This is a genomic window from Micromonospora sp. C81 (assembly GCF_018070425.1).
GTDB lineage: Bacteria > Actinomycetota > Actinomycetes > Mycobacteriales > Micromonosporaceae > Micromonospora > Micromonospora zamorensis.
The window spans coordinates 25,600-38,203 of record NZ_JAGPXS010000008.1 but is presented as its reverse complement, the minus strand read 5'-3'; the positions used below and the strand labels follow the sequence as shown (position 1 = coordinate 38,203).

Sequence of the window (12,604 nt, the reverse complement as noted above, 5' to 3'; positions counted from 1 at the left end):
CACCTGACTGCCCGGCCCCGAGTCGGCGTTTGCGCTGCGCCGCAGCGTCTGCCCCGCCTCGGCGCCTGGCCAGCGCCCGCCGCGCACCGTCCGGTCGGACCGCCGCCCAGACGTGCCCGCCCGCCATAGGCAAGATCTGGACAACTTCCCTGAAACTGCTGTCTCAGCGTCGCCGGAGGCAGCACTTTCAGGGAAACTGCGCGGATCTTGGCCGCCGCCCGCCGCCCGCCGCCCGCCGCCCGCCGCCCGCCGCCCGCCGCCCGCCGCCCGTCCGACTCGCCCGACCCGCCCGGCACGACCGGCACGACCGGCACGACCGGCACGACCGGCACGACCGGGGCGGGGCGGCCAGCACGGCCAGCGCGGGCAGGGCCTTGACCCTCAGGTGGTGCCCGGTTTGGGGGCGGACGGGGCGCCGGTGTAGTGTTGTCGAGTCGACCAGGCTGTCTCCGCGTGCGAGCAGACAGCCTTGAAAGCGGAGCGCCTGCTCCCACCCGAGTCGCCGCTACGGTGGCCGGGTCCGGTCACCGGTTCCGGGCATGTCCCGGCGCCGGATGCGCGATCCTGTGATCGTGCTGACCGGTCGAGCGGGCCCTGGCATGCGCCGGGGCCTTCTGCTTTTCGGGTTGGTTCCCATCCGGGGGCCGCGGGGGTCGGCACTGAGCAGAAGCGACTCGAGGAGGCCCCATCAGCGTCGAACCACGCGTGAACGAGCAGATCCGGGCACGTGAGGTCCGACTGGTCGGCCCAGAGGGTGAGCAGGTGGGCATCGTCCCGCTGGAGCGCGCTCTTCAGCTGGCCGCGGACGTCGATCTGGACCTGGTCGAGGTTGCGCCGATGGCGCGCCCGCCGGTGTGCAAGCTCATGGACTTCGGCAAGTTCAAGTATGAGAGCGCACTCAAGGCGCGCGAAGCGCGGCGTAACCAGCAGCAGACCGTCATCAAGGAAATGAAGCTTCGACCGAAGATCGACCCGCACGACTACGAGACCAAGAAGGGTCACGTGGTGCGGTTCCTCAAGGCGGGCGACAAGGTCAAGGTGACGATCATGTTCCGCGGTCGCGAGCAGAGTCGTCCGGAGCTGGGTTACCGGCTCCTGCGTCGACTCGAATCCGAGATCACGGAACTGGGATACGTCGAGGCCGCTCCGAAGCAGGACGGCCGAAACATGATCATGGTTCTCGCTCCGCATCGGGCCGTCAAGGCCTCCGCGGTCGCCGCTACGGCGTCCCGCGGTGGACCTCGGGACCGGGCAGGGGACGAGTCCGCCGCTCCGGAAGCCGATGAGACCGCAGCGGTCGGCGAGACCGCAGCAGCCGGTGACACCGGCCTCGCCGCCGATACCAGCGGCGAGTAACAGGGGAGAGACGTTCCACATGCCGAAGATGAAGAGCCACACGGGTATGGGTAAGCGGGTCAAGGTGACCGGCAAGGGCAAGATCGTTGCCCAGCAGGCCGGCCTCCGTCACAACCTGGAGAAGAAGCCCTCCACCCAGACCCGCCGGCTGACCGGCACGGTCGTGCTGGCCAAGGCCGACGTCAAGCGCATCAAGAAGCTGCTCGGCCGCTGACGCGCGCCACCTTTACGTAATAAGGAGTTGAGATGGCACGCGTCAAGCGGGCTGTAAACGCCCAGAAGAAGCGTCGTACCCTGCTGGAGTCCGCGAGTGGTTACCGCGGTCAGCGCTCCCGGCTGTACCGCAAGGCCAAGGAGCAGGTGCTGCACTCGATGCAGTACGCCTACCGGGACCGTCGCGACCGCAAGGGCGACTTCCGGCAGCTGTGGATCCAGCGGATCAACGCGGGCGCCCGGGCCAACGGGATGACCTACAACCGCCTGATCCAGGGCATGCGTCTGGCCGGCATCGAGGTCGACCGCAAGATCCTGGCCGACATGGCTGTCAACGACGCCGCCTCTTTCGCGGCGATCGTCGAGCTGGCCCGGGCCGCGGTCACGGCCGAGGGCACCGGCGGCGCGGCGGCTCAGGCCGCCTGATCCCCACGCACCAGAACGAGGCGTCTCCCGTGTCGGCACCGCCGTCCGGGGGGCGCCTCAATCGTGCCGGAGGAGCGCACACCATGGCTTTCACCCCGCGTACCCCCAGGGTTGTCGCCGCCCGGCGGTTGCAACGCCGCCGGGACCGCGACGCCACCGGCCAGTTCCTGGCCGAGGGCCCACAGGCGGTCCGCGAGGCCCTCGCGCGGCCGGAGGTGGTCACCGAGCTGTTCGGTACGACCGCCGCCCTCGACCGGCACCCGGATCTGGCCGCCACGGCGGCCCGCGCCGACGTGCCCGTCTCCGAGGTCACCGACGAGGCCCTCGCCGCGCTGACCGAGACCGTCGCCCCGCAGGGACTGGTCGCCGTCTGCCGGCACCTCGACGTGTCGCTGGAGCAGGCCCTCGCGGGTGCGCCCCGGCTCGTGGCGGTGCTCGCCGAGATCCGTGACCCGGGCAACGCCGGCACGGTGCTGCGCACCGCCGACGCGGCCGGGGCGGGCGCGGTCGTCTTCGCTGGCGAGGCCGTCGACCCGTACAACGGCAAGTGTGTACGCGCCTCCGCCGGCAGCCTCTTCCACCTCGACGTGGTGCGCGCCGCCGACCCCGCCCAGGTGGTCGACGCGCTGCGCGCCGCCGGGCTGTCGATCTTCGCCACCACGGGGTACGGCGACAGCGACCTGGACGACATGACCGACTACGGGCGGCTCGTCGGGCCCACCGCCTGGCTGTTCGGCTCGGAGGCGCACGGCCTGCCCGAGGAGTTGGCTTCCGCCGCCGACGCCCGGGTGCGGGTGCCGTTGTACGGGCGCGCGGAGAGCCTCAACCTGGCTGCCGCAGCGGCGGTGTGCCTGTACGCTTCAGCGAGAGCACAGCGCTGAGGGTGATCGTGCCCGGCGCGACTGACAGCAGGGGAGAGCGTCCGCCCATGAACGCGACACGGCGTTCGTTTAGCCAGCCCGCCGGTGTCGGCGGGCGGCGGGCCTGACCTGCTCCCTGCACAACTCCTACCGGCGGGCTGCGGCACAGCCGCGCGTCCGTAGACTCGCTTAGCCGCCCCCGGTGAGGGCTGGCGCCGCCGTGAGGGAGTGCCCGTACGCCATGAGCTACCGCAACGATCCGTACGACCCGAAGCAGGTCGCCCTGCTCGACCCCGCCGCCCTGGACGAGGCTGTCGCGGACGCCACGAAGGCGTTCACGGCCGCCGCCGACCCGGACGCGTTGACCGCGCTGCGCTCGGTGCATCTCGGTGACCGGTCACCGGTCTCGCTGGCCCGCCGCGAGATCGGCGCGTTGCCGCCGGCCGCGAAGTCCGACGCCGGCAAGCGGGTCAACGAGGCCCGCCGGGCGATCGAGACCGCGTACGCCGACCGCGCCGAGGTGCTGGAGCGCGAGCAGGCCCAGCGGGTGCTGGTCGAGGAGCGGGTGGACGTCACCCTGCCCTTCAACCGGCGTCCCCGGGGCGCCCGACACCCGCTGAGCGTCCTGATGGAGTCGATCAGCGACCTGTTCGTCGGGATGGGCTACGAGGTGGCCGAGGGGCCTGAGGTCGACCTGGAGTGGGTCAACTTCGACGCGTTGAACATCCCCGCCGACCATCCGGCGCGCGGGTTGATGGACACGTTCCACATCGCACCGGAGGGCTCCGGCCTTGTGCTGCGTACGCACACCTCGACGGTGCAGACCCGCACCATGCTCAGCCGCAAGCCGCCGATCTACGTGATCGTGCCCGGCCGCGTCTACCGCACCGACGAGATCGACGCCACGCACAGCCCGGTGTTCCACCAGGCCGAGGGTCTGGTGGTCGACAAGGGCATCACGATGGCGCACCTGCGGGGCACGCTCGACCACTTCGCCCGGGCGATGTTCGGGCCGGAGGCGAAGACGCGGTGGCGGCCGCACTACTTCCCGTTCACGGAGCCGTCGGCGGAGTTCGACGTGTGGTTCCCGGAGCACCGCGACGGCCCGCAGTGGGTCGAGTGGGGCGGCTGCGGCATGGTCAACCCGCGGGTGCTGCGCGCCTGCGGCGTCGACCCGGAGGTCTACTCCGGATTCGCCTTCGGCATGGGCATCGACCGGACCCTGATGGTCCGGCACGGGGTCAGCGACATCCGCCACCTCTTCGAGGGCGACGTGCGGTTCAGCCGCGCGCTCGGGACCGGGGCGTAGGGCGATGCGGGTACGAGACACGGGAACGGTGGTCTGAAGTCATGCGAGTTTCTGTCAGTTGGCTGCGGGAGTACGTCGACCTCCCCGCCGACCTGCCCACCGGTGACCTGGAGCAGGCACTGGTCGACCTCGGCATCGAGGTCGAGTCCGTGGTGGACCTGGCCGCCTCCGTCACCGGTCAGCTCGTCGTCGGTGAGGTCCGCGAGATCGAGGAGCTCACCGGCTTCAAGAAGCCGATCCGGTTCTGCCGGGTCGACGTGGGTGACGCCAACGGCACCGGGGAGCCGCAGGAGATCGTCTGCGGGGCGCGCAACTTCGCCGTCGGTGACCGCGTGGTCGTGATCCTGCCCGGCGGTGTGCTGCCCGGCGGGTTCGCGATCGGCGCCCGCAAGACGTACGGGCACAACTCTGCGGGCATGATCTGCTCGGCGAAGGAGCTGGGTCTCGGCGACGACCACTCCGGCATCATCGTGCTGGGGCCGGACGTGACGGCCAAGCCGGGCGACGACGCGCGCCCGGTGGTCGGCCTCGACGACGTCGTGCTCGATCTGGAGATCACCCCCGACCGGGGGTACGCGCTGAGCCTGCGGGGTCTGGCCCGGGAGCTGTCGCACGCGTTCGACGTGCCGCTGCACGACCCGGCCCTGGCGCCCGCGCCGAGCGGCACCGAGACACCCGCGTACCCGGTGGAGGTCCGCGACACGGTCGGCTGCGACCGGTTCACCGCCCGGCTGGTCCGGGGCGTCGACCCGAGCGCGCCCACCCCGTCGTGGATGCAGCAGCGGCTGGTCACCGCCGGCATCCGCAGCATCTCGTTGCCGGTGGACATCACCAACTACGTGATGTTGGAGCTGGGCCAGCCGATGCACGCCTTCGACGCCGACCGGGTCGTCGGGCCGCTGGTGGTCCGCCGCGCCGAGGCGGGGGAGAAGCTGACCACCCTGGACGGTGTCAACCGGGTGCTCACCGCCGACGACATGGTCATCTGCGACGACACGGGGCCGATCTCCCTCGCGGCCGTGATGGGCGGCGAGACCAGCGAGGTCGTCGCCGACACCACCACAGTGCTCTTCGAGGCGGCGCACTGGGACCCGGCGATGGTCGGGCGTACGGCCCGCCGGCACAAGCTGTTCAGCGAGGCCGCGAAGCGCTGGGAGCGGGGCGTCGACCCGGCCGTGGCGCTGGTCGCGTTGGAACGTGCCGTGCGGCTGCTCACCGAGCACGGCGGTGGCACCCCGGGCGCGGAGGTCCTGGACATCGACCACGTCCGTCCGCGTACCCCGATCACCCTGCCGGCGGACCTGCCCACCCGGCGGGTCGGTGTGGAGTACCCGCCGGCGCGGGTGGTCGCCCTACTGGAGCGGGTCGGCTGCACCGTCGCGCAGGGCGTGGACCGGTTGTCCGAGGACCCAGGCGCGGTCGGCGTGGCCAGCGGCGCCGGGACGGCGCTGAGTGTCACCCCGCCGACCTGGCGGCCCGACCTGACCGACCCGGCCGACCTGGTCGAGGAGGTGGTCCGCCTCGACGGGTACGACCGGGTGCCGTCGGTGCTGCCGACCGCGCCTCCCGGTCGCGGCCTGACCCCGCGGCAACGTCGGCGCCGGGCGGTCGCCGGGTCCCTCGCTGAGCGGGGGTACGTGGAGGTGCTCGCGCACCCCTTCGTGTCGCCGGAGCTGGCCGACCAGCTCGGCCTGGCGGCCGACGACCCGCGTCGCCCCGCGGTGCGGCTGGCCAACCCGTTGTCCGAGGAGGAGCCGCTGCTGCGCACCACGCTGCTCGGCCCGCTGCTCGGCATCCTCAAGCGCAACCTCGGTCGAGGTCACCGCGACCTCGCCCTCTACGAGATCGGCGCGGTCTTCCACCCGCGCGTCGGCGCCGGCAGCCCGCCGGCGATGGGCGTGGACCGGCGTCCCACCGACGCGGAGTTCGCGGCCGCCGACGCGGTGGTGCCGGCGCAGCCGGTGCACGTCGCGGTGGTGCTCGCCGGCGACCTCGACCCCGCCGGTTGGTGGGGTGCGGGTCGACCGGCCGGCTGGGCGGACGCGATCGAGGCGGCCCGTGACGTGCTCGACGCCGCAGGGATCCCCGGCGAGCGGGTCGAGGTGCGGGCGGCCGAGTACGCACCGTGGCACCCGGGCCGCTGCGCCGAGCTGCGGGTCGACGGCGCGGTCGTCGGGCACGCCGGTGAGCTGCACCCGGTGGTCGTCGCGGCGTTGGAGCTGCCCCGGCGCACCTGCGCGATGGAGCTGGACCTCGACACGCTGCCGCCGACCCCGGTGACGCCCGCGCCGACGGTGTCCGGCTTCCCGCCGGCGCTGATCGACGTGGCCCTGGTGGTGGACGACTCGGTGCCAGCGGAGCAGGTGCGCCGTGCGCTGGAGGCGGGCGCCGGTGAGCTGCTGGAGGACGTGCGGCTGTTCGACGTGTACTCCGGCGCGCAGCTCGGTGACGGTCGCCGCTCGTTGGCGTACAAGCTCACCTTCCGAGCACCGGACCGGACGCTCACCGTCGAGGAGGCGGTCGCGGCACGGGACGCGGCGGTCGCCGTCGCGGCGGAGCGCCTCGGCGCCACCCTGCGCGGCGCCTGAGCGGTGCCGGTGCTGGGATGGCTCGCGGTGGCCGCCGTGTTCGCGGTGGCCACCGCCGCCCTGATCTGGGCCCGCCGGCACCTGCTGTTGGTCGCGGTCGTGGGGCGCAGCATGGAGCCGACGCTGCGCTCCGGTGACCGGGTGCTGGCCCGGCGCGTGCCGCTGGCCCGGATCCGGCCCGGTGACGTCGTCGTGGTGGTCGCCCCGGCGGAGATGACCGCCGGGCGACCCACCCGCCCCGACGCGACGGGCACGCCCGGCCTGCTGATCAAGCGGGCGTACGCGGTGCCCGGTGACCCGGTGCCGGTGGACCGGGTGCCGCTGCTGCGCCGCGGCGGCGAGCAGGTGGTGCCGGCCGGCCGGCTGGTGGTGCTCGGCGACAACCCGTCGCAGAGCTACGACTCCCGTGAATGCGGCTACATTCCGGAGCCGGACGTGCTCGGCGTGGTGGTCCGGCCGCGACCGCGCGCGGACTGACCGTCGGCGCGGGTGGCACGCGGAACGGCGTGCCACCCGGCCCGGGCCGGACGGCACGCCGTCAGCGCCTCAGCAGAGAGCGCTCATCGTGCTCGCGCCCGCGCTGCAGTAGTAACCGCAGCTTCCGCAGGTCGTCTTGCAGGCCAGGTTCGTGCTGCACCGCTTGAAGTAGCACGTCCCACAGAGCGCGCAGTACGGGTCCGGCGGACAGCCGGCGGCTGCCGTCACCTTGGGTACGAACACGCCGAGCATCCGCTCGCCCAGGTTCTCCAGTCGACGGAACATCCGTTCACCTCCCCTCGATACGGATCGTTGCCGGGACGCTACGGCGGGTCGGTACACCGCCGGTACAGCCGAGCCGGAGGTCGGCAACAGTCGATGTATCCGCGATGTATCCGCCACTTCTAGCGTGGGCCTCCCGGCAATGGGAGGTGGTACGGATGCGAGCCCTGGAACTGACCGCACGGCTGCTGTTGGCCCTGGTGTTCCTCGCCGCGGTCGTCGGCAAGCTGCGGACCCGGGCGGGTTTCGCCGCCTTCGTCGGGTCGGTCGGCCAGTTCGGCGTGCCCGACCGCTGGACCGTGCCCGCTGCCCGCGTCGCGGTGGCCGCCGAGGCCGCCGTCGTGGTGCTGCTCGCCGTCCCCCGGACCGTGCCCGTCGGGCTGGTGCTCGCCGTCGGGCTGCTCGGTGTGCTCACCGCCGCGATCGTCGGGGCGTTGCGTCGGGGTGCCCGGCCGGCCTGCCGCTGCTTCGGCGCCGCCGACGCGCCGGTCGGGCCCCGGCACGTCGGGCGCAACCTCGCCCTCGCCGCGGTGGCGCTGCTCGGCCTGTCCGGCTGGGCCAGCGCCACCGGGCCGCCGCCGTCCGCGTCGGCCGTCCTGGTCGCCGTCGGTGTGGCGGTTCCCCTCGCCGCAGTGGTGGTCCGGCTCGACGACCTGGTCGCCCTGTTCGCCCCCACGTCGCCGCGGCAGTCCCGTCCGGCCGGTCGGCACTGACCCCGGTTCGTATCCCCGCACCCCGAAGGAGCCCTCATGGCGCTGTTGACCGTCGCCGTTGTCCTCGTCGCCGCTCTCGGCCTTCTCAACCTGGTCCTGCTGCTCGGTGTGGTCCGCCGGCTGCGCGAGCACTCCGACCTGCTCAGCGACCAGCAGGGCCAACCACCGGCGGTGATGCTGGAGGTGGGTTCGATCCCCGGTGACTTTGTGTCAACCACTATGGACGGTCGCGTGCTCGCGCGCGCCGATCTGCCGCCGATGACCCTGGTGGCGTTCCTCTCGCCGAGCTGTGAGCACTGCGAGGAGCAGTTGCCGGTGCTCGTCGACCGGGCAAGGACGATGCCCGGCGGCGCGGAGCACGTCTGGATCGTGGTGGTCGGGAAGGGTCCGGAGACCCAGCCGTACGCGGAGCGGTTCGCCGGCCTGGCGACCGTCTTCGTGGAGCCGGGCACCGGCGCGCTTCCGCTGGCGTTCGGGGTCAAGGGGTTCCCGGCGTTCGGCCTGCTCGACGAGCGCGGCATCGTGGCGTCGACGGCGTTCGGCATCGCCCGGTTGGACCTGCCGGTGGCTCGGTGAGCGGCCCCCGGCTGGCACCGCGGCAGGCTGCCCGGCACGCCCGGTCGGCACTGGGGCTGACCTGGCGGGCCGCCCCGGGGGGCACTACGACGGACCTGCTGCTCGCCGTGCTGGCCGGTTTGACCCCGGTCCTCGTGGCGACGCTTACCAAGCTCGTGCTGGACCGGCTCACCGGTGGCGGCTCGGTCGGCGTGCCGCTGACCGCGCTCGCCGCCGGCCTCGCCATGGCCGCCGCGCTCGGCACGGTCCTGCCGCACCTGCGCACCTACGTGGCGGCGCAGCGGTCGCGGGCGGTGTCGCGGCTGGTGCGCCGCCGCCTCTACGACGCGGTGCAGCGACTCGTCGGGCTGGTGCGGTTGGAGGATCCGGAGTTCCAGGACCGGTTGCAGGCCGCCCAGCAGACCGGTCACCTCGGTCCCACCCAGCTGACCGGCAACACGTTCGGCGCGGTGCAGAGCGCACTGGCGATGACGGGGTTCCTCGGCGTCCTGTTGATGCTCAACCCGCTGATCGGGGCGTTGGTGCTGCTCGCCGCGCTGCCCACCCTCTGGATGCAGCTACGGCTCAACCGGGCCCGCGCGGCGATGGTGCTGCGGATGGAGCACTTCCAACGGCGAGACCTGTTCTTCGCCCAGCTGCTGGTGGGTGTGCCGGCGGCCAAGGAGGTGCGCCTGTTCGGTCTGGGCCGGTTCTTCGGCGACCGGATGCTCGACGAGCTGCACGACCTGCACCGGGTGGAGCAGAAACTGGACCGCCGGGAGGTGCGCGCCCAGGCGGTGCTCGGCCTGCTCGGCGCGACGGTGGCGGGCATCGGGGTGGTCTACACCGTCTCGATCGCCCGCGCGGGCGGGCTCAGCCCCGGCGATGTGGTGATCTTCCTGGCCGCGATCCCGGGGGTGCAGGGCGCGCTGGGCAGCCTGGTCGTCCAGCTCGGCGCGATCCACCAGGCGCTGCTGCTCTTCGAGCACTACGACCAGGTGGCGCACGTCGAGACGGACCTGCCGGTGCCGGCCACCCCCCGGCCGGTGCCACCGCTGACCGAGGGCATCGAGCTGCGCGATGTGTGGTTCCGCTACTCGCCGCAGCATCCGTGGGTGCTGCGGGGTGTGGACCTGAACCTGCGCGCCGGGGCCACGACCGCTCTGGTGGGGCTGAACGGCGCCGGCAAGAGCACCCTGGTCAAGCTCCTCTGCCGCTTCTACGACCCCGAGCGCGGCAGCATCCGGTGGGACGGGGTCGACCTGCGCGAGTTCGATCCGGCGGAGCTGCGCGAGCGGCTGGGGGCGGTGTTCCAGGACTTCATGCCGTACGACCTCAGCGCGGCGGAGAACATCGCGTTGGGTGACCTGGGCGCGCGCGAGGACCCGGAGCGGCTGCGAACCGCCGCCCGGCATGCGGGCATCGACGACACGTTGACCGCGCTGCCCCGCGGCTACGACACCCTGCTGACCCGGATCTTCTTCGACGGCCCGGACCGGGACGACCCGCAGGCCGGGGTGGTGCTCTCCGGCGGTCAGTGGCAACGGGTGGCGCTTGCCCGGGGGTTCCTGCGGGCCGAGCGGGACCTGCTGATTCTGGACGAGCCCAGCTCCGGCCTGGACGCCGAGGCCGAGCACGACCTGCACCGCCGGTTGGGTGAGCTGCGCCGGGGTCGGACCAGTCTGCTCATCTCGCACCGGCTCAACGCGGTGCGCGACGCGGACACGATCGTGGTGCTCGCCGACGGTCGGGTCGTCGAGCGGGGTGACCACCGGGAGCTGCTCGCCGCCGCAGGCCGGTACGCCCGGTTGTTCGGCCTGCAGGCCCGCGGTTACCGGGAGGACGCCCCGGCACCCGTCTGACCGGCCAGGTCACCGCTCGCCTCGGTGGCGGCGAGTTCGGCGGCGTAGAGCCGGACGAGTTCGCCGATGTGGAACCGGCCCGGTCCGGCCGGCTCGGCGAGCTGCGCGGCGACCAGCCGGTCCAGTGCCCGCGCCGCGTCCTCGGGCGGAGCCCCGCTCAGCATGGCGGCCAGTTCGGCGGTGACCGGCCCGGGGTGGGCTCGGCCGAGCCGGAGGAAGACCGGCGCGGCCGACCCGAGCCGGTGGTAGCTGGCGCTGAGCCGGGGCCCGAGACCGGTCTCGGCGAGCCGGTACCGCTCGTCGCGCAGCAACAGCGCCAACCGCGTCAGCGACCAGTGCGGTCCCTCGGTCAGCCGGCCGGCCGCGGTGCGCAATGCGAGCGGCAGCCGCTCGCAGAGGTTGACCACCGCCGAGGCCGCCTCCGGCTCCGCGTCCACCGTCCGATCTCCGGCGGTGGCCCGCAGCATCGCCAGCGCGTCGGCGGCGGGAAGCGGGTCGAGCCGCAGGCCGGGGGCGTCGCCGGTGGTGACCGGGTTGCGGCTGGTGACCAGCAGCGCGCACCCGCCGCGGACCGGCAGCAGGCCGTCGACCTGGGCGGCGTCGGCGGCGTTGTCGAGCACCAGCAGCACCCGTCGGTCGAACAGCAGGGACCGGACCCGGGCGCGCGCCTCGGCGACGCTGGTCGGCTCAGGTTCGTCGGCGCCCGGGTACAGGGCCCGGAGCACCCGGGTGGCGACCTGCAACGGCAGGGGTGGGGCGTCCGCGACCGACCCGCCGAGATCGAGGTGGAGCTGGCCGTCCGGGAAGGCGTCCAGCGCCGCCGCTGCGGCACGCAGCGCCAGTGCCGACTTGCCGGTGCCCGCCATGCCGTAGACGGCCACGGTGACCGGTTGCCGCCGGGCGTCGGCCAGCGCCTGGCACAGCCGGGCCAGCTCTGCCCGGCGGCCGACGAACGACGCGGCGGGGCAGGGCAGCTCGTGCGGCACCCGCGACGCGACGGCGCGATGCCGGGGCGGTGTGCCGCCTGGCCGCCGGGTCGGGACCGCCGTCCGGCGCTCCTGGCGGCGCACCGAGCGGTACAGCTCGGTCAGCTCGGGCCCGGGAGCCACGCCCAGTTCGCCGTCGAGTGCCCGGCAGGCCGCCTGGTAGGTCTGCACCACGCCGGCATGGTCGCCGGCGCGATGCAGCGCGGTCATCAGCAGCGCCCACGCCGGTTCGCGCAGCGGGTGCTCCGCGAGGTGCTGGCGCAGCAGGGTCAGCAGCTCCGGTGTGCCCCGGTCGCCCAGGTCGAGGCGGCAGGCCGCGTACGTCTCCCGGGCGCCGGCGCGCCGCTCCCGCAGCCGGTCGAAGGCGGCCGCGGTCGCCGGCCCGTACGCCGGGGGTGGTTCGGTCGGTGACCAGAGCGCGAGCGCGCGGCTCAGCAGGGTGGTGGCCAGTTCGTGTTCGCCGCTGATGCGGGCAGCGTGGCCGTCGGTGGCGAGTCGTTCGAACTCGGTGGCGTCCAGTTCACCCGGTTCGACGCGGAGCAGGTACCCACCGTGCTCGGCGGGCAGTCGGGGCAGTTCGTCGGGGGAGTCGAGCAGGTGGCGTAGCTGGCTGGCGTGGCTGCGCAGGTTGGCCACGGCCGAGGCCGGGGGTCGTCTGCCCCACAGCTCCTCGCGCAGCCGGTCGACCGGGACCGCCAGGCCGGCCTGGAGCAGGAGGGTGACCAGAAAGGCTGTGGGCCGGCCGGCCGGCACCCGCAGGGTCTGCCCGTCGCGACGCACCCGGACCGGACCGAGGATCTCGAATGACAGCCCCACCGCGTCCTCCGTCAGGTGCCCCCACGCGGACCGGGCAGGCCGGCCCACCACCGTCAGAAAGTTATGCTAGTCGATTGAATGCCGCCTCAGACGATTTAGCTGAACGTTGACTCAGGTGTTTCCCCGGCAGCGGCGCCGGTACATTGCCATGCAGAGGGCTG

12 protein-coding genes are annotated in these 12,604 nt (G+C 73.3%); 10 read left to right on the top strand and 2 right to left on the bottom strand.

From position 1 onward, the window contains the following. Positions 1-705 precede the first annotated feature (705 nt). The 7 genes from infC to KBX46_RS15260 all read left to right on the top strand — a co-directional run bounded on the left by infC (position 706) and on the right by KBX46_RS15260 (position 7,229). On the top strand, positions 706-1,356 hold the full coding sequence (gene infC, locus KBX46_RS15290; protein ID WP_088947485.1) for a translation initiation factor IF-3: 651 nt from the start codon (positions 706-708) through the stop codon (positions 1,354-1,356). 19 nt (positions 1,357-1,375) lie between these two features. Further along, complete coding sequence (gene rpmI / locus KBX46_RS15285; protein WP_007458415.1) at positions 1,376-1,570, top strand: 50S ribosomal protein L35; 195 nt, start codon at positions 1,376-1,378, stop codon at positions 1,568-1,570. 32 nt (positions 1,571-1,602) lie between these two features. Continuing rightward, entirely contained in the window at positions 1,603-1,995 is a 393-nt protein-coding gene (rplT, locus tag KBX46_RS15280) for a 50S ribosomal protein L20 (protein WP_088947486.1), read from the top strand. An 83-nt stretch (positions 1,996-2,078) separates the two neighbouring features. After that, a complete protein-coding gene (locus tag KBX46_RS15275; RefSeq protein ID WP_088947487.1) occupies positions 2,079-2,876 on the top strand; it encodes an RNA methyltransferase in 798 nt (265 codons plus the stop codon). A 220-nt stretch (positions 2,877-3,096) separates the two neighbouring features. Then, a complete protein-coding gene (gene pheS / locus KBX46_RS15270) occupies positions 3,097-4,164 on the top strand; it encodes a phenylalanine--tRNA ligase subunit alpha (RefSeq protein ID WP_088947488.1) in 1,068 nt (355 codons plus the stop codon). A 41-nt stretch (positions 4,165-4,205) separates the two neighbouring features. Next, positions 4,206-6,752 (top strand): phenylalanine--tRNA ligase subunit beta, encoded by a 2,547-nt coding sequence (pheT, locus tag KBX46_RS15265; RefSeq protein ID WP_210793000.1) that lies wholly within the window; start codon positions 4,206-4,208, stop codon positions 6,750-6,752. A 9-nt stretch (positions 6,753-6,761) separates the two neighbouring features. Next, positions 6,762-7,229: a S26 family signal peptidase gene (locus KBX46_RS15260; protein WP_231927320.1), complete on the top strand. Its 468-nt coding sequence runs from the start codon at positions 6,762-6,764 to the stop codon at positions 7,227-7,229. A 69-nt stretch (positions 7,230-7,298) separates the two neighbouring features. On the opposite strand, the gene KBX46_RS15255 is transcribed toward KBX46_RS15260, so the two are convergent. Next, entirely contained in the window at positions 7,299-7,514 is a 216-nt protein-coding gene (locus KBX46_RS15255) for a hypothetical protein (RefSeq protein WP_088947490.1), read from the bottom strand. Between the two features lie 155 nt (positions 7,515-7,669). Between KBX46_RS15255 and KBX46_RS15250 the strand changes: the two genes are divergently transcribed. The 3 genes from KBX46_RS15250 to KBX46_RS15240 are packed head-to-tail and all read left to right on the top strand — an operon-like array spanning position 7,670 to position 10,641. Further along, complete coding sequence (locus KBX46_RS15250) at positions 7,670-8,224, top strand: MauE/DoxX family redox-associated membrane protein (RefSeq protein WP_210792999.1); 555 nt, start codon at positions 7,670-7,672, stop codon at positions 8,222-8,224. A gap of 36 nt (positions 8,225-8,260) precedes the next feature. Then, positions 8,261-8,800: a hypothetical protein gene (locus KBX46_RS15245; protein WP_210792998.1), complete on the top strand. Its 540-nt coding sequence runs from the start codon at positions 8,261-8,263 to the stop codon at positions 8,798-8,800. Then, complete coding sequence (locus KBX46_RS15240) at positions 8,797-10,641, top strand: ABC transporter ATP-binding protein (protein ID WP_210792997.1); 1,845 nt, start codon at positions 8,797-8,799, stop codon at positions 10,639-10,641. Before KBX46_RS15245 ends, KBX46_RS15240 begins: the two co-directional genes overlap by 4 nt. Here KBX46_RS15240 and KBX46_RS15235 read toward each other — a convergent pair. Further along, positions 10,611-12,443, bottom strand: coding sequence for a BTAD domain-containing putative transcriptional regulator (locus KBX46_RS15235; RefSeq protein ID WP_210792996.1), 1,833 nt, complete (start codon positions 12,441-12,443; stop codon positions 10,611-10,613). The two genes, KBX46_RS15240 and KBX46_RS15235, sit on opposite strands and share 31 nt — an antisense overlap. Positions 12,444-12,604 lie beyond the last annotated feature (161 nt).

Coding starts and splice junctions, on each gene's coding strand:
- pheT (WP_210793000.1), top strand. CDS start 4,206: ATGCGAGTTTCTGTCAGTTGGCTGCGGGAGTACGTCGACCTCCCCGCC.
- KBX46_RS15255 (WP_088947490.1), bottom strand. CDS start 7,514: ATGTTCCGTCGACTGGAGAACCTGGGCGAGCGGATGCTCGGCGTGTTC.
- rplT (WP_088947486.1), top strand. CDS start 1,603: ATGGCACGCGTCAAGCGGGCTGTAAACGCCCAGAAGAAGCGTCGTACC.
- pheS (WP_088947488.1), top strand. CDS start 3,097: ATGAGCTACCGCAACGATCCGTACGACCCGAAGCAGGTCGCCCTGCTC.
- KBX46_RS15275 (WP_088947487.1), top strand. CDS start 2,079: ATGGCTTTCACCCCGCGTACCCCCAGGGTTGTCGCCGCCCGGCGGTTG.
- rpmI (WP_007458415.1), top strand. CDS start 1,376: ATGCCGAAGATGAAGAGCCACACGGGTATGGGTAAGCGGGTCAAGGTG.
- KBX46_RS15245 (WP_210792998.1), top strand. CDS start 8,261: ATGGCGCTGTTGACCGTCGCCGTTGTCCTCGTCGCCGCTCTCGGCCTT.
- KBX46_RS15250 (WP_210792999.1), top strand. CDS start 7,670: ATGCGAGCCCTGGAACTGACCGCACGGCTGCTGTTGGCCCTGGTGTTC.